Origin of the sequence: Pseudomonas sp. C6002 (genome assembly GCF_013385805.1) — a bacterium.
GTDB lineage: Bacteria > Pseudomonadota > Gammaproteobacteria > Pseudomonadales > Pseudomonadaceae > Aquipseudomonas.
Map to the genome: position 1 here is coordinate 208,289 of NZ_JACAPH010000017.1, position 19,648 is coordinate 227,936.

The window sequence follows — 19,648 nt, forward strand, 5'->3', positions numbered from 1 at the left end:
CCTGCTTTGGAGGCTCACCATGGAGCACTGGAAACGCACGATCGAACGGGCCAATCGCTGCTTTATGGCGGGCGAGCTGGTAGATGCCCGCGAGGCCTACCTGCAAGCCCTGGCCCTGGCTCAAGTGTTGTTTGAGCGCTGGGCGGATGCCGACGAAGCGGTGGCGGCTTGCGTCATTTCCCATCACAACCTGGCCGACCTGCACTTGCGCCTGAACCAGCCGGAAGAAAGCGCGGAATACCTCTGCGCCATTCACCAGCGCCTGTTGCAGACCATGCAAGACACCCGTCTTAACCCGCTATTGCGGGAAGCGGCCCTGCGCCAGAGCAGCAAGACCTACGTCGAACTGCTGAATTTCATCAGCGATCACGGTGAGTACCCACGTACCCACCGCCTGCTGGGCAGCAACGTGGCGCCATCGGATGCGTCGACCCGCAACAGCCCTTTTTATGGAGCTCATTGATATGTCCTACACCTTGCCGGCCTTGCCTTACGCCTACGATGCCCTTGAACCGCATATCGACGCGCAAACCATGGAGATCCACTACACCAAGCACCACCAGACCTACATCAACAACCTCAACGCAGCCGTCGAAGGCACCGAGTTTGCCGCTTGGCCGGTGGAGAAACTGGTGTCCAGCGTCCAGCAACTGCCGGAAAAGCTGCGGGCGGCGGTGATCAACCAGGGCGGCGGCCACGCCAACCACTCGTTGTTCTGGGCTGTCATGTCGCCCAAGGGCGGCGGCAAGCCAGACGGCGCGCTGGGTGACGCCATCGACGAGCAGTTGGGCGGTTTCGACGCCTTCAAAGAGGCCTTCACCAAAGCTGCATTGACCCGTTTCGGCAGCGGCTGGGCGTGGTTGAGCGTGACGCCGCAAAAGACCCTGGTGGTGGAAAGCAGCGGCAACCAGGACAGCCCGTTGATGAACGGCAATACGCCAATCCTCGGCCTGGACGTCTGGGAACACGCTTATTACCTGCTGTACCAGAACCGTCGTCCGGAATACATCAATGCGTTCTACAGCGTCATCAACTGGCCGGAAGTTGCCGGCCGCTACCAGGCTGCGCTGGGCTGAAACTCCTCTATAACAAGATCTAAGGCCGACTATGGGCACTGAAACACTGGCGATCAGCAGCGTGCGAATGTTTCGTTATGCGTTTGGCTCGCTGCTGCTATTGGCAGGAACTGCATTGCTGGTGGCCCAAGGGCTGGCCTGGCTTGACCTGGAACCGCGCATCCTGCGTGCCTTGCAGGGCGGGGCCATCTGCGCGCTCGGCACCGCCCTGGGTGCCGTGCCGGTACTGGTGATCCGCCGGATGCCATTGGCGGTGAGCGACACGCTGCTCGGCTTCGGTGCCGGGGTGATGTTGGCCGCTACGGCGTTTTCGCTGATCGTGCCGGGTATTGCGGCTGCCCAAAGCCTGGGGCTGACGCCATGGGGCGCCAGTGGATTGATCAGTTTCGGCATCATGCTGGGCGCGTTCGGGCTGTATCTGGTGGATCGCAAGGTCTCCGGCGCGAGCCCGGAAATGCTGGTGGGCAGTCCGGATCATCCGGTGATACCGCCGCGTATCTGGCTGTTTGTGTTCGCCATCATTGCCCACAACATTCCCGAAGGTATGGCCGTGGGTGTCTCGGCAGGCGGCGGCATGCCAGATGCCGACAGCCTCGCCATGGGTATTGCCTTGCAGGATGTGCCGGAGGGACTGGTGATTGCGTTGGTGCTGGCCGGGGCAGGGATGTCGCGGGTCAAGGCGTTCCTGATCGGCGCAGCGTCAGGGCTGGTGGAGCCGGTGTTTGCGGTGCTGTGTGCCTGGCTGGTGAGCCTGGCTCAGGTGCTGTTGCCGCTGGGGCTGGCGCTGGCGGCCGGGGCCATGCTGCTGGTGGTGACTCACGAAGTCATTCCCGAGTCGCGGCGCAATGGCCATGACAAGCTCGCCAGCCTGGGGCTGTGTATCGGGTTTTGCTTGATGATGGTGATGGATACGGCGTTGGGCTGAGGCTGTCGCGCTTCTACAAGAAGCGCTTGCGGTAGTCGCTGGGGGTAACGCCCAGGCGGCGAACGAAGGCGCGCCGGAACCCATCAACATTGGCATAGCCGACCTGATCGGCCAGGCGTTTGAGCGAGACATTCGAGCCTTCGATCAGCCGCCGTGCCTGGTCGATACGTGCCAGCTCCACGAACTCGGCAGGGGTGAATCCACCCTCGGCCTTGAATACCCGGGCAAAGTTGCGTTCGCTCATGTCAGCGCGCTGGGCCAGCAATGCCACGCTCAGGTCTGCGGCCAGGTTGTCGACGATATAGGTCTGTATCTGGCGAATGTTCGTGCGCTCTGCGGTCTGTGCCGCCAGTTGGGCGCTGAACTGTGACTGGCCGCCCGGCCGTTTGAAGTACATCACCATCTCCCTGGCCACACTGAGCGCCAAATCACGGCCGTGGTCCTCCTCGACTAACGCGAGCGCCAGATCCATACCGGCCGTCACACCGGCGGAGGTGTACAGGTTACCGTCGCGGATAAAAATGCTGTCCGGTTCGACCACGGCATCGGGGTATTGCCGGGCCAGCAATGCACTGGAATTCCAGTGCGTGGTGACGCGTCGCCCGACCAGCAAACCAGCAGCCCCCAGCACAAAAGCGCCACTGCAAACCGAGCCTATCCGCCGCACGCGCGTGGCCTGGTAGCGCACCCAGTCCCGCAGGTGGGCGTCGTGTGCCACGTCATTCACGCTGGGGCTTCCTGCGATCAGCAGCGTATCGATAGCCCCCTTGAACGTCTCGATGGAGTCATCCGTGGCCAGGCGAAGCCCATTGGTTCCCTTGATCTGCCCGGCGACGGTACCGATGACCGAGATCCGGTATGCACGGGAATTGCCCAATTGCCTGGCCGCTTCAGCGAACACATCGGCAGGGCCCACGACATCCAGCATTTGCACACGGGGAAACGCCAGGAGGGCAATTCGCATGGTGTCGGTCTCCGTAGTGGAAATGGCTGAAATCGTCGTTAAGCGACACTATAGGACAGAGGGGAGGTAGGCGACACTGTCCGTCACGTGCTTTATCGTCAACCGGAGACCCGCATGAGCATCTGTAACGCGCCACTTCCCCCCTTCGCTGTCGAATCGAGCGAGCGGTCGGGGTCCATCAAGAACCTTCCCATCAATTTGTTTGGCGCCGTGATGGGGTTGGCCGGCCTGAGCCTGGCCTGGCAGTCCGCCAGTGAATATGTGGCTTACGCGCAAATGATCGGAGCGGTCATTGGTGGGTTTGCCATTCTGGTGTTTATCGCACTGGTGGCGGGGTATCTCACCAAATGGGTTAAATACCCTGCGGCGGTCAAAGCCGAGTTCAATCACCCGATATCAGGAAATTTCTTTGGCACGGTGACGATCGCGTTGCTGCTGCTGTCGGCAGTCGTAGGCTCAGCTAGCACCCTGATCAGCCAGGGGCTTTGGATGTTGGGTAGCCTGCTGACCATGATCCTGGCGGCAATTGTGCTCTCGCGACTGTTGTCCGGTAATCAGGAGTCGCAATATGCGGTGCCTGCCTGGCTGATCCCGGGGGTGGCGGCGCTCGACATCGCGGTGACAGGTGCCCACATGCCCATGGCGTGGGCATACGAGTTCAATCTGTTCGCGATGGCGGTAGGGAGTGTGATTGCGCTGGTGTTCTTCACGCGAATTTTTTCACGTCTGGTTCACGAGCCGGTGATGGCCAAAGGTATGACACCTTCGCTGATGATACTTATCGCCCCCTTTGAAGTCGGCTTTCTGGCTTACACCAACTTCTTTGGCAGCGTCGACTATTTTGCCAGCGTGCTCTTCTACTTTGGCCTGTTCCTGTTTGGCGTGCTGGCATTCAAAGTATTCCGTCAGGCCGCGCCTTTTTCTCCTGCCTGGTGGGCAATCAGCTTTCCGATTGCGGCATTGAGCAACGCTGCGTTGAAATATGCCGATGCCAAAGGAGGCGTGATCCTGGAAGCGATTGCCTATCTGATCCTGGCTTTCCTGACGATCGCCCTGGCCGTACTGACGGTCAAGACGTTGAAGATTCTGTTCAACGGCAAACTGCTGTCCAACTGACGCAGGGGAGGGGTGATTACCTACTCGCCCTCATCAAAGAAATTATTGATCAACGCTACCAGGGCATCCATCGCTTCCTGCTCTTGCTCGCCTTCGGTCTTCAAATGAATCTTCGTGCCCTTGCCCGCAGCCAGCATCATCATGGCCATGATGCTTTTGCCGTCGACCATGGATTCCGGGGTGCGCCCGGCGCGGATCTGGCAAGGGAACTGCCCGGCGACGCCGACGAACTTGGCCGAGGCCCGGGCGTGCAGGCCCAGCTTGTTGATGATTTCAATTTCCAGAGCGGGCATCGCGGGGGTGTTCCTTTCAGCTGAGGTCGCGGTGGCGAACCTGGACGTTCTTGAGGGTTTGTTGCAGCACCTTGCCCAGGCGTTCGGTCAGGTAGACGGATCGGTGGTGGCCGCCGGTGCAGCCAATGGCGATGGTGACATAAGCCCGATTGCTGGCCGCAAAACGCGGCAGCCATTTGAGCAGGTAGCTGGAGATGTCCTGGTACATCTCCTCGACATCCGGTTGCGCCGCCAGGTACTCGGCCACAGGTTGGTCCAGCCCCGACTGATCGCGCAGTTCCGGCTTCCAGTACGGGTTGGGCAGGCAGCGCACATCGAACACCAGGTCGGCATCTACCGGCATGCCGCGCTTGAAACCGAACGACTCGACAAGGAACGCCGTGCCCGGCTCCGGCTGGTTCAGCAGACGCAGCTTGATCGCATCCCGCAGTTGATACAGGTTCAGGCTGGTGGTGTTGATCTTGAGGTCGGCCAGGTCAATGATCGGCCCCAGCAGTTTGGTCTCGTCCTCGATGGCTTCGGCCAGGGAGCGATGAGGGCTGCTCAACGGGTGGCGGCGACGGGTTTCGGAGAAGCGCTTGAGCAGGGTCTCTTCGTCGGCGTCCAGGTACAGCACATCGCAATGGATATGCTTGGCCCGCACTTCTTCGAGCAGTTCAGGAAAGCGTGTGAGGTGGCTGGGCAGGTTGCGGGCGTCGATCGACACGGCGACCAGCGGTTGCGCCAGCTCGGTATGAATCAGCGCGCGTTCCGCCAGTTCCGGTAGCAGGCCGGCGGGCAGGTTGTCGATGCAATAGAAGCCGTTGTCCTCAAGAACATTGAGGGCCGTGCTTTTACCTGAGCCGGAACGGCCGCTGACGATGATCAAACGCATGATTAATGCCCGTTTTGTTCATCCAGGACAACCTGGTAGAGCGCCTCATTGCTTGAGGCACTACGCAGTTTGTCGCGTACGTCCTTGCGGTCGAGCATGCTGGCGATCTGCCGAAGCAGCTCCAGGTGCGCATCGGTGGCAGCTTGCGGGACCAGCAGCACGAACAGCAGGTCGACCGGCGCGCCGTCGATGGCGTCGAAATCGATAGGGGCGTCCAGGTGCAGCAGGGCGCTGACTGGAGACTCACAACCTTGCAGGCGGCAGTGAGGAATGGCGATGCCGTTGCCAAAGCCGGTGGAGCCGAGCTTTTCACGGGCGATCAGGGCCTCGTACACAGCTTGCGTATCCAGTTCGGGCACTTCGCGGCCGATCAGGTTGGCAATTTGTTCGAGGGCGCGCTTTTTACTGCCGCCCGGCACGTTCACGAGGGAACGGCCGGGGGTCAGGATGGTTTCAAGTCGGATCATGGGTGGGGAGTGTTAGCGGCCAGTGCCTTGAAGAAGGCTCTGCTGCTTTTCCTTATGCTTTTTAAGTTGGCGGTCAAGCTTGTCTGTGAGCAAGTCGATTGATGCATACATGTCTTCATGTTCGGCATTGGCGACCACTTCGCCACCGGGTATCTGAAGTGTCGCTTCGATTTTCTGCTGAAGCTTGTCGACCTTCATGATGACCTGCACGTTGGTGATCTTGTCGAAATGGCCCTCAAGCTTCTTCAGCTTCAGCTCGACGTATTCGCGCAATGGAGGGGTGACTTCTACATGGTGTCCACTGATGTTGACTTGCATACAGCTTCTCCTTCGTTGCCAGTGCATAAAGCGGCGGGTAGGAATACCCGCCACTGGAACGCTATGGCCCGCCCGTCACATCAAACGCTTACGCTCGCTGGAAGGCGCGATCCCTAGGGACTCGCGGTACTTGGCGACGGTTCGACGGGCGACCTGAATGCCTTGTGCCTCCAGTAAACCAGCGATCTTGCTGTCACTCAACGGCTTTTTCTGATTTTCCGCGGCAACCAGTTTTTTGATGATCGCGCGGATCGCCGTGGACGAGCATTCGCCGCCTTCGGAGGTGCTGACGTGGCTGGAGAAAAAGTATTTCAGCTCATATATACCCCGTGGGGTATGCATGAATTTTTGCGTGGTCACCCGGGAAATCGTTGATTCGTGCATGCCCACCGCCTCGGCGATGTCGTGCAGTACCAGCGGCTTCATTGCTTCATCGCCGTATTCCAGGAAGCCGCGCTGGTGCTCGACGATCTGGGTGGCGACTTTCATCAGGGTTTCGTTGCGGCTTTGCAGGCTCTTGATGAACCAGCGGGCTTCCTGCAGTTGGTTACGCATGAAGGTGTTATCGGCGCTGGTGTCGGCGCGGCGGACAAAACCTGCGTATTGCGGATTGACCCGCAGGCGCGGCACCGATTCCTGGTTCAGCTCCACCAGCCACCGCTCATTGTCCTTGCGCACAATCACGTCGGGCACGACATATTCGGCTTCGCTGGACTCGATCTGCGAGCCCGGGCGCGGGTTGAGGCTCTGCACCAGCTCGATGATCTGGCGCAGGTCATCTTCCTTGAGCTTCATGCGGCGCATCAGCTGACTGTAGTCGCGGCTGCCCAGCAGGTCGATGTAGTCGGTGACCAGGCGCTGCGCTTCGCTCAGCCAAGGCGTCTTGGCCGGCAATTGGCGCAGTTGCAGCAGCAGGCACTCGCTGAGGTTGCGGGCGCCGATGCCGGCCGGCTCGAATTGCTGGATGCGGTGCAGGACGGCTTCGATTTCGTCCAGTTCGATGTCCAGTTCCGGGTCGAACGCCTCGAGGATCTCCTCAAGGGTCTCGTCCAGGTAGCCCTGGTTGTTGATGCAATCGATCAGGGTCACGGCGATCAGGCGATCGGTATCGGACATCGGTGCCAGGTTCAGCTGCCAGAGCAAATGGCTTTGCAGGCTCTCGCCGGCAGATGTGCGGGTGGTGAAGTCCCACTCGTCCTCATCGTTGCTGGGCAGGCTGCTGGCGCTGGTCTGGTAGACGTCTTCCCAGGCGGTATCCACGGGAAGTTCGTTGGGAATGCGTTCGTTCCATTCGCCTTCCTCAAGGTTATCCACCGTGGGGGCGGTTTCCTGGTAGGAGGGTTCCTGTACGTCGGGGTTGGGCTTTTGCTCGATGTTGTCGGCCAGCGGGTCTGCATTATCGAAGTCGTCGCCTTCTTCCTGGCGTTCGAGCATCGGATTGGACTCCAGGGCCTCCTGGATTTCCTGTTGCAGGTCCAGGGTCGACAATTGGAGCAGGCGGATGGCCTGTTGCAGCTGCGGTGTCATCGTCAGCTGCTGGCCCATTCTCAGGACTAGCGATGGTTTCATGGCAGGGGCTTAACACCTTATTCGCCGGCGCAATGCGCCATCCACGACAGGGCGCGTGAGCGCCAAACATAAGCAAATTATATGCCTGATATCGGGGGCTTTGCCTAGAGCGCGGTAACAATAAAAATACTGAGGTTTTTATTGACTACCGCGCTCCATGGCGAATGGCCTGATACCACCGTGTTTACAGGCGGAACTCGTGACCCAGATACACTTCCTTGACCAGTTCGTTGGCCAGGATAGTGGCAGAGTCACCTTCGGCAATCAGCTGTCCATCGTTGACGATGTAGGCGGTTTCGCAGATATCGAGTGTCTCACGGACGTTGTGGTCGGTGATCAATACACCGATGCCCTTGGCCTTGAGGTGATGGATGATCTGCTTGATGTCGCCGACCGAGATCGGGTCGACACCGGCGAAAGGTTCGTCCAGCAGGATGAACTTGGGCGCCGTGGCCAGCGCGCGGGCGATTTCCACACGACGACGCTCGCCGCCGGAAAGGCTCATGCCGAGGTTGTCGCGAATGTGGTTGATGTGGAATTCCTGCAGCAGGCTTTCCAGCTCTTTCTTGCGCCCGGCGCGGTCGAGTTCCTTGCGGGTCTCGAGGATGGCCATGATGTTGTCGGAAACCGACAGTTTGCGGAAGATCGATGCTTCCTGGGGAAGATAGCCGATACCCGCTTGCGCACGGCCGTGCATAGGCTGGTGGCTTACGTCCAGGTCGTCGATCAGGACGCGGCCTTGATCGGCCTGCACCAGGCCGACGATCATGTAGAAGCAGGTGGTCTTGCCGGCACCGTTGGGGCCGAGCAAGCCGACGATCTGGCCGCTGTCGATCGACAGGCTGACGTCACGCACGACCTGACGGCTTTTATAAGCCTTGGCCAGATGCTGGGCTTTCAGGGTTGCCATTAATTCGCCTTCTTTGCGTCGGGTTTCGGCGCCGGCTGGGCTGCGCCCGGTTTCTGCTTCGGCTGAATAACCATGTCGATACGCGGCTTCGGCGTGCTGATTTTCGAGCCGGTAGCACGGCCGGCCTGGGCGATCTGCTTCACCGTGTCGTAGACGATTTTTTCGCCGTCGGTGGTGTTGCCGTCATTGATGACCCGGGCCTGGTCGATCAGCACGATGCGGTTTTGCTGGGCGTGGTACTGGATCGTCTTGCCATAGCCTTTGACCGGCGTAGGGTCGCCCACTTTCTGCAGTTGTTCGAAATACGCCAGGTTGCCCACCGAAGTGACCACGTCGATATCGCCCGCCGGGGTACGAGTCAGTGTCACGGTGTTACCCGTCACTTTCATCGAGCCCTGGGTGATGATCACGCTGCCCGTGTAGGTCGCGATACCTTGCTTGTCATCCAGCTGCGCATCGTCAGCCTGAATGTGGATCGGTTGCTGGCTATCGTTCGGCAGAGCCCAGGCGCTCACGCTTCCCAGTGCTGCGCCCAGGCCGAGCAAAATAGGGAGGGTTTTAACGAGCCTCATACTGTCCTCTTACGTTCGATAGCAGGTGTATCCTGCTTTCTTTCAAATACGCTTTCATTCCCTTGCCAGTCGATACACCGCCAGCGCCGTCAATTCTAACGTCTTGCTCGGTCTGCGCATATTGCTTCTGTGGGAATACGGTCATGCGACTGCTGGTAATAATGGTGTCGCGGTTCTTGGCGTCAGTGCGGGCTACCCGCACCGAGTCAATCAGTTCCACTTGGGTGCCGTCCGGGTTGACCTCGCCACGCTCGCTGGTGACGTGCCACGGAAATTCGGCGCCGCGGTACAGGTTCATGTCCGGCTTGGTCAGCAAAGTGACCTCGGATGCCTTCAAGTGTTCGACCTTGTCGGAGGTCATTTCATACTGGACCTTGCCATCGGGCAGGTACTGGATGCTGTGGGCGTTGATGGCGTAATAGTCGATAGCACTCTCGTCAACCTGTGCAACCGGCTTGTCGAGGAAGCGCTCCGGGCTGATATTCCAGTAGCCGACCGCGAGGAAAACCGCGGCGATGACTGCAAGTATCAGGAAATTGCGAATCTTTTTACTCAGCATAAAACGCTCTATAGGTAGGCGGCGTGGGCCGCTTCAAGGCTGCCTTGGGCGCGCAGAATCAACTCGCAGAACTCGCGGGCGGCGCCTTCGCCGCCGCGGGCGGTGGTTACACCATGGGCGTGTTCGCGAACGAACGCCGCCGCATTGGCCACGGCCATGCCCAGGCCGACCCGGCGAATCACCGGCAGGTCGGGTAAATCGTCACCCAGGTACGCAACCTGCTCATAGCTTAGGTTGAGTTGGCCAAGAAGCTCGTCCAGAACCACCAGTTTATCCTCGCGGCCCTGATACAGGTGAGGAATACCCAGGTTTTGTGCGCGGCGTTCCACAACCGGGGTCTTGCGACCGCTGATGATGCCGGTTTGCACGCCCGCCGCCATCAGCATCTTGATGCCCTGGCCGTCGAGGGTGTTGAACGTCTTGAATTCGCTGCCGTCTTCCAGAAAGTACAGGCGGCCATCCGTCAGCACGCCGTCGACGTCGAAAATCGCCAGCTTGATGTGCTTGCCCCGTTGCAACAGGTCGGTGGTCATTTACATCACTCCCGCACGCAGCAAGTCGTGCATGTTCAGGGCGCCAACCGGACGGTCGTCGCTGTCGACCACCACCAGCGCCAGGATCTTGTGGTCTTCCATGATCTTCAGTGCTTCGGCCGCGAGCATGTCAGGGCGTGCGGTCTTGCCGTGAGGCGTCATGACTTCGTCGATGGTGGCGGTCTGGATGTCGAGGTTGCGGTCCAGGGTGCGGCGCAGGTCGCCGTCGGTGAAGACCCCGGCCAGCCGCCCGTCGGACTCCAGGATTACGGTCATGCCCAGGCGCTTGAGGGTCATTTCCATCAAGGCATCTTTCAGCAAGGTGCCGCGTGGCACCTGTGGCAGCTCGTCGCCGGCGTGCATGACGTTTTCCACTTTCAGCAGCAGGCGACGGCCAAGGGCGCCGCCCGGGTGGGAAAACGCGAAGTCTTCGGCGGTAAACCCGCGGGCTTCCAGCAATGCCACGGCCAGCGCATCGCCCATGACCAGGGCAGCGGTGGTGGAGGAGGTCGGTGCCAGGTTCAGCGGGCAGGCCTCGTGGGCAACGTGCACGTTCAAATTCACTTCGGCGGCTTTTGCCAGCGTCGAGTCCGGGTTGCCGGTCACGCTGATCAGCTGGATACCCAGGCGCTTGATCAGCGGCAGCAGGGTCACGATTTCGTTGGTGGTGCCGGAGTTGGACAGTGCCAGGATGATGTCGTCCCGGGTGATCATGCCCATGTCGCCGTGGCTGGCTTCGGCCGGATGCACGAAGAACGCGGTGGTCCCGGTGCTCGCCAGGGTGGCGGCGATCTTGTTGCCGACATGCCCGGATTTGCCCATGCCGACCACCACTACGCGGCCCTTGCTGGCCAGAATCATCTCGCAGGCGCGTACGAAATCCGCGTCGATATGGGCCAGCAAGCCTTCTACGGCTTCAAGCTCGAGGCGGATGGTGCGTTGTGCGGATTGAATAAGGTCGCTGGATTGGCTCATGTCTGAAATCGTATAGCCTGACGAAAAGTCGGCGATTATAACGGTAATGATCAATTCCCTCACACAAGTTCGTCAGGCTTTATTCAATCCACCTGTGGTTGAGATTGAACCTCAGCCAGGATTTTTTAGCTGTCCTGTTTCTGAACAAGCTCTGTTCCGGCCTTGGGGGCGCTGTACCAGCAGTGATATAGTTCGCGGCCAGTTCGGTCCGCACGGCCTTTTTGTCTATTCGGCGCAAGCATTTGTCGAAAACAAAGTGTCTGAGTGAAAGGCTGCATCCCAAGGAGTTTAGATGAGTGCCGATAACGCCTACGCGGTCGAGCTGAAGGGCCTTTCCTTCAAGCGCGGTACGCGCAGCATCTTCAATAATGTGGATATTCGCATTCCCCGCGGCAAAGTCACGGGCATCATGGGGCCTTCCGGCTGCGGCAAGACTACGCTGCTGCGCCTGATGGGCATGCAATTGCGCCCCTCCGCCGGTGAAGTCTGGGTCAATGGCCAGAACTTGCCGACCCTTTCGCGCAGTGACCTGTTCGATGCCCGCAAACACATGGGCGTCCTGTTCCAGAGCGGCGCGTTGTTTACCGATCTCGATGTTTTCGAAAACGTGGCGTTCCCGCTGCGGGTGCATACACAGCTGTCCGATGAAATTATTCGTGACATTGTGTTACTGAAATTGCAGGCCGTCGGGCTGCGCGGTGCTATCGATTTGATGCCCGACGAGTTGTCCGGAGGCATGAAGCGTCGTGTCGCCCTGGCGCGTGCCATCGCCCTCGACCCGCAGATTCTCATGTACGACGAGCCTTTCGTTGGCCAGGACCCGATTGCCATGGGGGTGCTGGTACGCCTGATCCGCCTGCTCAATGATGCGTTGGGTATCACCAGTATCGTGGTTTCCCACGACCTGGCCGAGACCGCGAGCATTGCCGACTACCTATATGTAGTGGGCGATGGCCAGGTGCTGGGGCAGGGCACGCCTGAAGAACTGATGAACGCAGACAACCCGCGCATTCGCCAATTCATGACCGGCGATCCCGATGGCCCGGTGCCTTTTCACTTTCCGGCAGCGGACTACCGCTCAGATCTTCTGGGGAAGCGCTGATGCGCAAGACATCATTACTCGAAAAGGTTCGCCTTTTCGGTCGCTCCGGCATCGATATCATCGGTGTGCTGGGGCGTTCGACGATTTTCCTGTTTCATGCCTTACTCGGCCGCGGCGGTATTGGCGGCGGTTTCGGCCTGCTGATCAAGCAACTGCACTCCGTGGGCGTGATGTCCCTGGTGATCATCGTGGTTTCCGGGGTGTTCATCGGCATGGTGCTGGCGCTGCAAGGCTTCAATATCCTCTCCAGCTACGGGTCCGAACAGGCTGTTGGGCAGATGGTTGCCCTGACGCTGTTGCGTGAGTTGGGCCCGGTGGTGACCGCGCTGCTGTTTGCCGGGCGCGCAGGTTCTGCGCTGACGGCCGAAATCGGCAACATGAAGGCCACCGAGCAGCTGTCCAGCCTGGAAATGATCGGCGTCGATCCACTCAAGTACATTGTTGCCCCGCGCCTGTGGGCCGGCTTCATTTCCCTACCACTGCTGGCGATGGTGTTCAGCGTGGTCGGGATCTGGGGCGGTTCATGGGTGGCGGTTGACTGGCTGGGGGTCTACGACGGCTCCTACTGGGGCAACATGCAAAACAGCGTGACCTTCAGCGGCGACGTGCTCAACGGCATCATTAAAAGCATCGTCTTCGCCTTTGTAGTGACCTGGATCGCCGTATTCCAAGGCTATGACTGTGAGCCCACCTCAGAAGGGATCAGTCGCGCCACCACCAAGACCGTTGTGTACGCCTCGCTGGCGGTACTGGGCCTTGACTTCATTTTGACCGCCTTGATGTTTGGAGATTTCTGATGCAAAACCGCACTGTGGAAATCGGTGTCGGCCTTTTCTTGCTGGCTGGCATCCTGGCTTTACTGTTGCTCGCCCTGCGAGTCAGCGGCCTATCGGCCAGCCCCACCGCCGATACTTATAAACTTTACGCCTACTTCGACAATATCGCCGGTTTGACTGTCAGAGCTAAAGTGACCATGGCGGGTGTAACCATCGGCAAGGTCACGGCAATCGATCTGGACCGCGACAGCTTCACCGGCCGTGTGACCATGCAGGTGGACAAGAAGGTAGATAACCTGCCGACTGACTCCACTGCGTCTATCCTCACCGCTGGCCTGCTGGGCGAGAAGTACATCGGCATCAGCGTCGGCGGGGAATCTGCCCTGCTCAAGGATGGTTCGACCATTCATGACACACAGTCGTCGTTGGTGCTGGAGGACTTGATCGGTAAATTCCTGCTCAATACCGTCAATAAAGACGCCAAATGAGGAATGTGTTCATGATCTCTACTTTGCGACGTGGCCTGTTGGTACTGCTCGCGGCACTGCCGTTGATGGCTAGCGCCGCTGCCGGCGGTTCTGCGCATGACCTGGTGCAGGACACCACCAACAAGATGTTGGCTGACCTGAGTGCCAACAAGGAAAAGTACAAGCAGGACCCGAGTCAGTTCTATAACGCGCTGAACACGATTGTCGGGCCTGTTGTTGATGCTGAAGGTATTTCCAAAAGCATCATGACCGTCAAGTATTCGCGCAAGGCTACGCCTGCGCAGATGCAGACATTCCAGGAAAACTTCAAGAAGGGCTTGTTCCAGTTCTACGGCAACGCCCTGCTGGAGTACAACAACCAGGGGATTACCGTCGCCCCTGCCGGGGATGAGTCAGGTGACCGCACCAGCGTCAACATGAGCGTCAAGGGCAACAACGGTGCGGTCTACCCTGTGCAGTACACGCTCGAGAAGGTCAACGGCGAGTGGAAACTGCGTAACGTGATCATCAACGGCATCAACATTGGCAAGCTGTTCCGTGACCAGTTCGCGGATGCCATGCAGCGCAATGGCAACGACCTGGACAAAACCATCAACGGTTGGGCCGGTGAAGTGGCCAAGGCCAAGGAAGAAACCGACAAAGCTGCCGGGAAGCCTGCCCAATGACCGAGTCGGCCATTCGCCTTGGCGAGTCCGGTGAGCTGTTGCTCAGCGGCGTGCTGGATTACAGCACTGGACCCGCCCTGCGCAAGCAGGGCCAGGCGCTGATTAATGCCAGTACCGCTCCTGCGCTGGTGCTGGATTGCTCGGCGGTGGTGAAGTCCAGCAGCGTCGGCTTGTCGTTGCTGCTGTGTTTCATGCGCGATGCACAGGCCGTCAAAAAGCCGGTGAGCATTCGTGCATTGCCCGAAGACATGCGTGAAATCGCTGAGGTTTCCGGTCTGACCGAGCTGTTGGCGCATCCTTAATACACATTATTAAAGAAGCCCCCCGTCAGAGTCCTGCTATGCGGGGTTCGCAGGCGCGGGGCTTTTTTGTATGATGTGCGACCCGCGCGCACTGGGCGCCCATAGAGGTTGATCATGCAGGCCCTAGAAGTTAAAAGCTTCCTTGAAGGAAAGCTGCCCGAAACTAATGTTGAAGTTGAGGGCGAAGGCTGCAATTTCCAGCTGAACGTGATTAGCGATGAACTGGCGGCATTGAGCCCGGTCAAGCGTCAGCAGCAGATCTATGCCCATTTGAACCCGTGGATCACCGATGGCAGCATCCATGCGGTCACTATGAAATTTTTCAGCCGCGCGGCCTGGGCCGAGCGCACCTGAGCCCCCAAGGCGTCGAGATTCTTATGGATAAATTGATTATTACCGGCGGTGCTCGTCTTGACGGCGAGATCCGTATTTCCGGGGCGAAGAACTCCGCCCTGCCGATCCTGGCAGCGACCTTGCTGTGCGATGGCCCGGTTACCGTGGCCAACCTGCCGCACCTGCATGACATCACCACCATGATCGAGTTGTTCGGTCGCATGGGCATCGAGCCGGTGATCGACGAGAAACTCAGCGTCGAAATCGACCCGCGCACCATCAAGACCCTGATCGCACCGTACGAGCTGGTGAAAACCATGCGCGCCTCGATCCTGGTCCTGGGCCCGATGGTTGCCCGGTTCGGCGAAGCCGAAGTCGCACTGCCTGGCGGTTGCGCCATCGGTTCGCGTCCGGTGGACCTGCACATCCGTGGCCTCGAAGCCATGGGTGCAACCATTGACGTCGAAGGCGGCTACATCAAGGCCAAGGCGCCGGAAGGCGGCCTGCGTGGCGCAAACTTCTTCTTTGATACCGTCAGTGTGACCGGTACCGAGAACATCATGATGGCCGCTGCCCTGGCCAATGGCCGCAGCGTGCTGCAAAACGCCGCGCGCGAGCCGGAAGTGGTCGACCTGGCCAATTTCCTGATCGCCATGGGTGCCAACATCACCGGCGCCGGCACCGACACCATCACCATTGATGGCGTGAAACGCCTGCATTCGGCTACCTACAAGGTGATGCCGGACCGCATCGAGACCGGTACCTACCTGGTCGCGGCTGCCGTCACCGGTGGCCGTGTCAAGGTCAAGGACACTGATCCGACCATCCTTGAAGCCGTCCTGGAAAAACTCAAGGAAGCCGGCGCCGAGATCACCACCGGTGAAGACTGGATCGAGCTGAACATGCATGGCAAGCGGCCAAAAGCCGTTAACGTGCGTACCGCTCCGTACCCGGCGTTCCCGACTGACATGCAGGCGCAGTTCATTTCCCTGAACGCGATTGCCGAAGGCACCGGTGCCGTGATCGAGACCATCTTCGAAAACCGCTTCATGCACGTGTACGAGCTGCACCGCATGGGCGCCAAGATCCAGGTCGAAGGCAACACCGCCATCGTGACCGGCATCGAGAAGCTCAAGGGCGCGCCAGTGATGGCTACCGACCTGCGTGCCTCCGCCAGCCTGGTGATCTCGGCGCTGTGCGCTGACGGCGACACCCTCATCGACCGCATCTACCACATAGACCGTGGTTACGAGTGCATCGAAGAGAAGCTGCAGATGCTCGGCGCGAAAATCCGCCGCGTACCGGGCTAGTTCCAGGAACTGCAAACACGTTCATTGTGGCGAGGGAGCTTGCTCCCGCTGGACTGCGCAGCAGTCCCAGTCTTTTTAAACAAAGATCAGGGCCGCTTCGCGCCCCAGCGGGAGCAAGCTCCCTCGCCACACGACGATGTATGCTGTTAGCTGATTTGTTTCAAGTCGAGGCTGTAATGGCCTCGATCTGTGTCTGGCGCCGATTGCGACCGGACAGCAATAGCCTGATGAAGGACTGACGTTTCCCATGTTGACCATCGCACTGTCCAAGGGCCGCATCCTTGACGACACTTTGCCGCTTCTGGCTGAAGCGGGCATCGTGCCGACCGAGAATCCGGACAAGAGCCGCAAGCTGATCATCCCCACGACCCAGGACGACGTTCGCCTGCTGATCGTGCGTGCCACCGATGTGCCAACTTACGTTGAACATGGCGCGGCCGACCTCGGCGTCGCTGGCAAAGACGTGTTGATGGAATATGGCGGCCAGGGCCTGTACGAGCCGCTGGACCTGCGTATCGCCCTGTGCAAGCTGATGACCGCCGGCCGTGTCGGTGACGTCGAGCCTAAAGGCCGCCTGCGGGTGGCGACCAAGTTCGTCAACGTTGCCAAGCGTTACTACGCCGAGCAAGGCCGCCAGGTCGATATCATCAAGCTCTACGGCTCCATGGAGCTGGCACCGCTGATCGGCCTGGCCGACAAGATCATCGACGTGGTCGACACCGGTAACACCCTGCGCGCCAACGGCCTGGAGCCCCAGGACTTTATCGCCGACATCAGCTCCCGGCTGATCGTCAACAAAGCTTCGATGAAAATGCAGCACGCCCGTATCCAGGCGTTGATCGACACCCTGCGCAAGGCAGTGGAGTCTCGACACCGCGGTTGACTCACCCGCGCGGCCCCAAGCCGCGCCCGTCTATCCGCCTCATAGCCAGAATTCTCAGGTGCCCAAGCGGATCGACTGCTAACTTTCGGCGCCTGAGCATTTTTGCCATTCCTATGAGGCCCTCGCTATGACCACGTCCACTGCAATTGCCCGACTCAACGCTGCCGACCCGGATTTCGCCCATCATCTGGATCATCTGCTGAGCTGGGAAAGCGTGTCCGACGATTCGGTCAACCAGCGGGTGCTCGACATCATCAAGGCCGTGCGCGAGCGCGGTGACGCGGCGCTGGTTGATTTTACCCGGCAGTTCGATGGCCTGGATGTCGCCTCCATGGCCGACCTGATCCTGCCCCGCGAACGCCTGGAACTGGCCTTGACCCGCATCACCGCGCCCCAGCGCGAAGCCCTGGAAGTGGCGGCCGCGCGGGTGCGCAGCTACCACGAGAAACAGAAACAGGATTCCTGGAGCTACACCGAGGCCGACGGCACCGTACTGGGCCAGAAGGTCACGCCGCTGGACCGTGCCGGCCTGTACGTGCCGGGCGGCAAAGCGTCGTACCCGTCCTCGGTACTGATGAACGCGATTCCGGCCAAGGTGGCCGGCGTGACCGAAGTGGTCATGGTGGTGCCTACCCCGCGCGGCGAAATCAACGAACTGGTGCTGGCAGCGGCCTGCATCGCGGGCGTTGATCGCGTGTTCACCATCGGTGGCGCCCAAGCGGTAGCGGCCCTGGCCTACGGTACCGAAAGCGTGCCGAAGGTCGACAAGGTGGTTGGCCCGGGCAACATCTACGTGGCCACGGCCAAGCGCCATGTATTTGGCCAGGTCGGCATCGACATGATCGCCGGCCCTTCGGAAATCCTCGTGGTGTGTGACGGCCAGACCGACCCGGACTGGATCGCCATGGACCTGTTCTCCCAGGCCGAGCACGACGAAGACGCCCAGGCGATCCTGGTCAGCCCGGACGCCGAATTCCTGGACAAGGTCGCCGCCAGCATCGCCAAGCTGCTGCCGACCATGGAGCGCGCCGAGATCATCGAGAAGTCGATCAATGGCCGTGGCGCCCTGATCCTGGTCCGCGACATGGAGCAAGCCATCGAAGTGGCCAACCGCATCGCCCCGGAACACCTGGAGTTGTCCGTCGCCGACCCACAAGCCTGGCTGCCGCTGATTCGCCACGCCGGCGCGATCTTCATGGGCCGCCACACCAGCGAAGCCCTGGGCGACTACTGCGCAGGTCCCAACCACGTGCTGCCCACGTCGGGCACTGCGCGGTTCTCCTCGCCGCTGGGCGTATATGACTTCCAGAAGCGCTCGTCGATCATCTTCTGCTCGCCACAGGGCGCGTCGGAGTTGGGCAAGACCGCTTCCGTGCTGGCCCGTGGCGAGTCGCTGACCGCCCACGCCCGCAGCGCCGAATACCGCATCGTTGACGATAAGCAGGGAAACTGAAACATGAGCAAATTCTGGAGCCCGCTCGTCAAGGATCTCGTGCCTTACGTGCCCGGTGAGCAACCGAAGCTGACCAAGCTGGTAAAACTCAACACCAATGAAAACCCCTACGGCCCATCGCCCAAGGCGCTGGCTGCCATGCAGGCCGAGCTGAACGACAATCTGCGTTTGTACCCGGACCCCAACAGCGACCTGCTCAAGCAGGCGGTGGCCAAGTACTACGGGATCGACGCGGGCAAGGTGTTCCTCGGCAACGGCTCCGATGAAGTCCTGGCGCACATCTTCCACGGTTTGTTCCAGCACGACCTGCCGCTGCTGTTCCCGGACATCAGCTACAGCTTCTACCCGGTGTACTGCGGCCTGTACCGCATTGCCTTCGACGCAGTGCCGCTGGATGAACAGTTCCAGATCCGCGTGTCGGACTACGCCAGGCCCAACGGCGGGATCATCTTCCCGAACCCGAACGCGCCGACCGGTTGCGTGATGGCGCTGGACGCCGTGGAGCAAATCCTCAAGGCCAGCCCGGACTCGGTGGTGGTGGTCGATGAAGCCTATATCGACTTCGGCGGCGAGACCGCCATCAGCCTGGTGGACCGTTACCCGAACCTGCTGGTGACCCAGACCCTCTCCAAGTCGCGCTCCCTGGCCGGTTTGCGGGTGGGCCTGGCCGTGGGCCACCCGGACCTGATCGAGGCGCTGGAGCGGGTCAAGAACAGCTTCAACTCCTACCCGCTGGACCGTCTGGCGATTGTCGGCGCGGCCGCCGCTTTTGAAGACCGCGAATACTTCCGGAACACCTGCAAGTTGGTGATCGATAGCCGTGAAAAGCTGGTGGCGCAACTGCAGGCCAAGGGGTTTGAAGTACTGCCGTCGGCGGCCAACTTCATCTTTGCCCGGCATCCAGGGCACGACGCTGCCGGGCTGGCGGCCAAGGTGCGGGAGCAGGGGGTGATTGTGCGGCACTTCAAGCAGGAGCGGATTGCCCAGTTCCTGCGGATCAGTATTGGCACGCCGGAGCAGAACCAGGCGCTGATCGATGCGTTGGGCGAGCTGTAAGCCACACTGAAACTCAAAAAAATGTGGGAGCGGGCTTGCTTGCGAATGCGGTGGTTCAGTCACTGATGTGCTGAATGACACACTGCATTCGCGAGCAAGCCCGCTCCCACATTGGTTTTGCGTTGGCAG

25 protein-coding genes are annotated in these 19,648 nt (G+C 60.0%); 14 read left to right on the forward strand and 11 right to left on the reverse strand.

The features are described 5' to 3' along the window. Positions 1-19: 19 nt before the first annotated feature. Genes HX817_RS11260 through HX817_RS11270 form a run of 3 tightly spaced genes read left to right on the forward strand, consistent with a single transcriptional unit; the run spans position 20 to position 2,001 of the window. Positions 20-463 (forward strand): hypothetical protein, encoded by a 444-nt coding sequence (locus HX817_RS11260; protein WP_003216099.1) that lies wholly within the window; start codon positions 20-22, stop codon positions 461-463. A 1-nt stretch (position 464) separates the two neighbouring features. After that, positions 465-1,076: a superoxide dismutase gene (locus HX817_RS11265; RefSeq protein ID WP_008434313.1), complete on the forward strand. Its 612-nt coding sequence runs from the start codon at positions 465-467 to the stop codon at positions 1,074-1,076. A 31-nt stretch (positions 1,077-1,107) separates the two neighbouring features. Beyond that, the gene (locus tag HX817_RS11270) at positions 1,108-2,001 is read left to right on the forward strand and encodes a ZIP family metal transporter (RefSeq protein ID WP_087692866.1); all 894 of its coding nucleotides are present in this window, start codon (positions 1,108-1,110) and stop codon (positions 1,999-2,001) included. 13 nt (positions 2,002-2,014) lie between these two features. Here HX817_RS11270 and HX817_RS11275 read toward each other — a convergent pair whose 3' ends face one another. Then, the gene (locus tag HX817_RS11275; RefSeq protein ID WP_087692865.1) at positions 2,015-2,965 is read right to left on the reverse strand and encodes a GlxA family transcriptional regulator; all 951 of its coding nucleotides are present in this window, start codon (positions 2,963-2,965) and stop codon (positions 2,015-2,017) included. Between the two features lie 114 nt (positions 2,966-3,079). Between HX817_RS11275 and HX817_RS11280 the strand changes: the two genes are divergently transcribed. Then, on the forward strand, positions 3,080-4,081 hold the full coding sequence (locus tag HX817_RS11280; protein ID WP_102369902.1) for an SLAC1 anion channel family protein: 1,002 nt from the start codon (positions 3,080-3,082) through the stop codon (positions 4,079-4,081). A 20-nt stretch (positions 4,082-4,101) separates the two neighbouring features. Here the strand turns inward: HX817_RS11280 and HX817_RS11285 are convergent, their stop codons facing one another. The 10 genes from HX817_RS11285 to HX817_RS11330 form a co-directional block, all read right to left on the reverse strand. After that, the gene (locus HX817_RS11285; RefSeq protein WP_003216108.1) at positions 4,102-4,374 is read right to left on the reverse strand and encodes an HPr family phosphocarrier protein; all 273 of its coding nucleotides are present in this window, start codon (positions 4,372-4,374) and stop codon (positions 4,102-4,104) included. Positions 4,375-4,390: 16 nt separating this feature from the next. Continuing rightward, positions 4,391-5,248 (reverse strand): RNase adapter RapZ, encoded by an 858-nt coding sequence (rapZ, locus tag HX817_RS11290; protein WP_003216111.1) that lies wholly within the window; start codon positions 5,246-5,248, stop codon positions 4,391-4,393. A gap of 2 nt (positions 5,249-5,250) precedes the next feature. After that, positions 5,251-5,715 (reverse strand): PTS IIA-like nitrogen regulatory protein PtsN, encoded by a 465-nt coding sequence (gene ptsN, locus HX817_RS11295; RefSeq protein WP_003216114.1) that lies wholly within the window; start codon positions 5,713-5,715, stop codon positions 5,251-5,253. A gap of 12 nt (positions 5,716-5,727) precedes the next feature. After that, positions 5,728-6,033 carry a ribosome hibernation-promoting factor, HPF/YfiA family gene (gene hpf, locus HX817_RS11300; protein WP_003216115.1) on the reverse strand — a complete coding sequence of 102 codons (306 nt, stop codon included), beginning with the start codon at positions 6,031-6,033 and terminating at the stop codon, positions 5,728-5,730. 75 nt (positions 6,034-6,108) lie between these two features. Further along, a complete protein-coding gene (locus HX817_RS11305; RefSeq protein ID WP_177040255.1) occupies positions 6,109-7,602 on the reverse strand; it encodes an RNA polymerase factor sigma-54 in 1,494 nt (497 codons plus the stop codon). A gap of 184 nt (positions 7,603-7,786) precedes the next feature. Next, a complete protein-coding gene (gene lptB / locus HX817_RS11310) occupies positions 7,787-8,512 on the reverse strand; it encodes an LPS export ABC transporter ATP-binding protein (RefSeq protein ID WP_003216119.1) in 726 nt (241 codons plus the stop codon). Beyond that, positions 8,512-9,084 (reverse strand): lipopolysaccharide transport periplasmic protein LptA, encoded by a 573-nt coding sequence (lptA, locus tag HX817_RS11315; RefSeq protein ID WP_023659193.1) that lies wholly within the window; start codon positions 9,082-9,084, stop codon positions 8,512-8,514. The genes lptB and lptA overlap by 1 nt, the downstream gene beginning before the upstream one ends. Further along, a complete protein-coding gene (lptC, locus tag HX817_RS11320) occupies positions 9,071-9,643 on the reverse strand; it encodes an LPS export ABC transporter periplasmic protein LptC (protein ID WP_003216122.1) in 573 nt (190 codons plus the stop codon). The genes lptA and lptC overlap by 14 nt, the downstream gene beginning before the upstream one ends. A gap of 8 nt (positions 9,644-9,651) precedes the next feature. Beyond that, entirely contained in the window at positions 9,652-10,176 is a 525-nt protein-coding gene (locus tag HX817_RS11325) for an HAD family hydrolase (RefSeq protein WP_087692862.1), read from the reverse strand. Further along, positions 10,177-11,151, reverse strand: a complete 975-nt coding sequence (locus HX817_RS11330; protein ID WP_003216126.1) for a KpsF/GutQ family sugar-phosphate isomerase — start codon at positions 11,149-11,151, stop codon at positions 10,177-10,179. It lies immediately after the preceding gene. 292 nt (positions 11,152-11,443) lie between these two features. On the opposite strand from HX817_RS11330, the gene HX817_RS11335 reads away from it, so the two are divergent. The 10 genes from HX817_RS11335 (at position 11,444) to hisC (ending at position 19,519) form a co-directional block, all read left to right on the forward strand. After that, on the forward strand, positions 11,444-12,253 hold the full coding sequence (locus HX817_RS11335) for an ATP-binding cassette domain-containing protein (RefSeq protein ID WP_177040256.1): 810 nt from the start codon (positions 11,444-11,446) through the stop codon (positions 12,251-12,253). Continuing rightward, positions 12,253-13,050: a lipid asymmetry maintenance ABC transporter permease subunit MlaE gene (gene mlaE, locus HX817_RS11340; RefSeq protein WP_003216131.1), complete on the forward strand. Its 798-nt coding sequence runs from the start codon at positions 12,253-12,255 to the stop codon at positions 13,048-13,050. Before HX817_RS11335 ends, mlaE begins: the two co-directional genes overlap by 1 nt. Beyond that, positions 13,050-13,517 (forward strand): outer membrane lipid asymmetry maintenance protein MlaD, encoded by a 468-nt coding sequence (gene mlaD, locus HX817_RS11345; protein ID WP_003216133.1) that lies wholly within the window; start codon positions 13,050-13,052, stop codon positions 13,515-13,517. Before mlaE ends, mlaD begins: the two co-directional genes overlap by 1 nt. 11 nt (positions 13,518-13,528) lie before the next feature. After that, complete coding sequence (locus tag HX817_RS11350) at positions 13,529-14,182, forward strand: phospholipid-binding protein MlaC (RefSeq protein WP_177040257.1); 654 nt, start codon at positions 13,529-13,531, stop codon at positions 14,180-14,182. Beyond that, positions 14,179-14,484, forward strand: coding sequence for a lipid asymmetry maintenance protein MlaB (locus HX817_RS11355; protein WP_003216137.1), 306 nt, complete (start codon positions 14,179-14,181; stop codon positions 14,482-14,484). Before HX817_RS11350 ends, HX817_RS11355 begins: the two co-directional genes overlap by 4 nt. 114 nt (positions 14,485-14,598) lie before the next feature. Then, entirely contained in the window at positions 14,599-14,838 is a 240-nt protein-coding gene (locus tag HX817_RS11360) for a BolA family protein (protein WP_008434291.1), read from the forward strand. A 23-nt stretch (positions 14,839-14,861) separates the two neighbouring features. Beyond that, positions 14,862-16,127 carry a UDP-N-acetylglucosamine 1-carboxyvinyltransferase gene (murA, locus tag HX817_RS11365; protein WP_003216140.1) on the forward strand — a complete coding sequence of 422 codons (1,266 nt, stop codon included), beginning with the start codon at positions 14,862-14,864 and terminating at the stop codon, positions 16,125-16,127. Positions 16,128-16,374: 247 nt separating this feature from the next. After that, positions 16,375-17,010 carry an ATP phosphoribosyltransferase gene (gene hisG / locus HX817_RS11370; protein WP_003188599.1) on the forward strand — a complete coding sequence of 212 codons (636 nt, stop codon included), beginning with the start codon at positions 16,375-16,377 and terminating at the stop codon, positions 17,008-17,010. A gap of 127 nt (positions 17,011-17,137) precedes the next feature. Continuing rightward, positions 17,138-18,463: a histidinol dehydrogenase gene (gene hisD / locus HX817_RS11375; RefSeq protein WP_177040258.1), complete on the forward strand. Its 1,326-nt coding sequence runs from the start codon at positions 17,138-17,140 to the stop codon at positions 18,461-18,463. Between the two features lie 3 nt (positions 18,464-18,466). Further along, positions 18,467-19,519, forward strand: a complete 1,053-nt coding sequence (gene hisC / locus HX817_RS11380; protein ID WP_003216145.1) for a histidinol-phosphate transaminase — start codon at positions 18,467-18,469, stop codon at positions 19,517-19,519. The last annotated feature ends 129 nt before the right edge of the window (positions 19,520-19,648 follow it).

What these genes read in the sequence shown, in the direction of transcription:
- HX817_RS11355 (WP_003216137.1), top strand. Translation starts at nt 14,179, where the DNA reads ATGACCGAGTCGGCCATTCGCCTTGGCGAGTCCGGTGAGCTGTTGCTC.
- HX817_RS11270 (WP_087692866.1), top strand. Translation starts at nt 1,108, where the DNA reads ATGGGCACTGAAACACTGGCGATCAGCAGCGTGCGAATGTTTCGTTAT.
- HX817_RS11280 (WP_102369902.1), top strand. Translation starts at nt 3,080, where the DNA reads ATGAGCATCTGTAACGCGCCACTTCCCCCCTTCGCTGTCGAATCGAGC.
- HX817_RS11335 (WP_177040256.1), top strand. Translation starts at nt 11,444, where the DNA reads ATGAGTGCCGATAACGCCTACGCGGTCGAGCTGAAGGGCCTTTCCTTC.
- hisG (WP_003188599.1), top strand. Translation starts at nt 16,375, where the DNA reads ATGTTGACCATCGCACTGTCCAAGGGCCGCATCCTTGACGACACTTTG.
- hpf (WP_003216115.1), bottom strand. Translation starts at nt 6,033, where the DNA reads ATGCAAGTCAACATCAGTGGACACCATGTAGAAGTCACCCCTCCATTG.
- lptA (WP_023659193.1), bottom strand. Translation starts at nt 9,084, where the DNA reads ATGAGGCTCGTTAAAACCCTCCCTATTTTGCTCGGCCTGGGCGCAGCA.
- HX817_RS11325 (WP_087692862.1), bottom strand. Translation starts at nt 10,176, where the DNA reads ATGACCACCGACCTGTTGCAACGGGGCAAGCACATCAAGCTGGCGATT.
- HX817_RS11330 (WP_003216126.1), bottom strand. Translation starts at nt 11,151, where the DNA reads ATGAGCCAATCCAGCGACCTTATTCAATCCGCACAACGCACCATCCGC.
- ptsN (WP_003216114.1), bottom strand. Translation starts at nt 5,715, where the DNA reads ATGATCCGACTTGAAACCATCCTGACCCCCGGCCGTTCCCTCGTGAAC.
- HX817_RS11350 (WP_177040257.1), top strand. Translation starts at nt 13,529, where the DNA reads ATGATCTCTACTTTGCGACGTGGCCTGTTGGTACTGCTCGCGGCACTG.
- mlaD (WP_003216133.1), top strand. Translation starts at nt 13,050, where the DNA reads ATGCAAAACCGCACTGTGGAAATCGGTGTCGGCCTTTTCTTGCTGGCT.
- HX817_RS11265 (WP_008434313.1), top strand. Translation starts at nt 465, where the DNA reads ATGTCCTACACCTTGCCGGCCTTGCCTTACGCCTACGATGCCCTTGAA.
- hisC (WP_003216145.1), top strand. Translation starts at nt 18,467, where the DNA reads ATGAGCAAATTCTGGAGCCCGCTCGTCAAGGATCTCGTGCCTTACGTG.
- lptC (WP_003216122.1), bottom strand. Translation starts at nt 9,643, where the DNA reads ATGCTGAGTAAAAAGATTCGCAATTTCCTGATACTTGCAGTCATCGCC.
- HX817_RS11260 (WP_003216099.1), top strand. Translation starts at nt 20, where the DNA reads ATGGAGCACTGGAAACGCACGATCGAACGGGCCAATCGCTGCTTTATG.
- rapZ (WP_003216111.1), bottom strand. Translation starts at nt 5,248, where the DNA reads ATGCGTTTGATCATCGTCAGCGGCCGTTCCGGCTCAGGTAAAAGCACG.
- HX817_RS11285 (WP_003216108.1), bottom strand. Translation starts at nt 4,374, where the DNA reads ATGCCCGCTCTGGAAATTGAAATCATCAACAAGCTGGGCCTGCACGCC.
- HX817_RS11305 (WP_177040255.1), bottom strand. Translation starts at nt 7,602, where the DNA reads ATGAAACCATCGCTAGTCCTGAGAATGGGCCAGCAGCTGACGATGACA.
- lptB (WP_003216119.1), bottom strand. Translation starts at nt 8,512, where the DNA reads ATGGCAACCCTGAAAGCCCAGCATCTGGCCAAGGCTTATAAAAGCCGT.
- HX817_RS11360 (WP_008434291.1), top strand. Translation starts at nt 14,599, where the DNA reads ATGCAGGCCCTAGAAGTTAAAAGCTTCCTTGAAGGAAAGCTGCCCGAA.
- hisD (WP_177040258.1), top strand. Translation starts at nt 17,138, where the DNA reads ATGACCACGTCCACTGCAATTGCCCGACTCAACGCTGCCGACCCGGAT.
- murA (WP_003216140.1), top strand. Translation starts at nt 14,862, where the DNA reads ATGGATAAATTGATTATTACCGGCGGTGCTCGTCTTGACGGCGAGATC.
- mlaE (WP_003216131.1), top strand. Translation starts at nt 12,253, where the DNA reads ATGCGCAAGACATCATTACTCGAAAAGGTTCGCCTTTTCGGTCGCTCC.
- HX817_RS11275 (WP_087692865.1), bottom strand. Translation starts at nt 2,965, where the DNA reads ATGCGAATTGCCCTCCTGGCGTTTCCCCGTGTGCAAATGCTGGATGTC.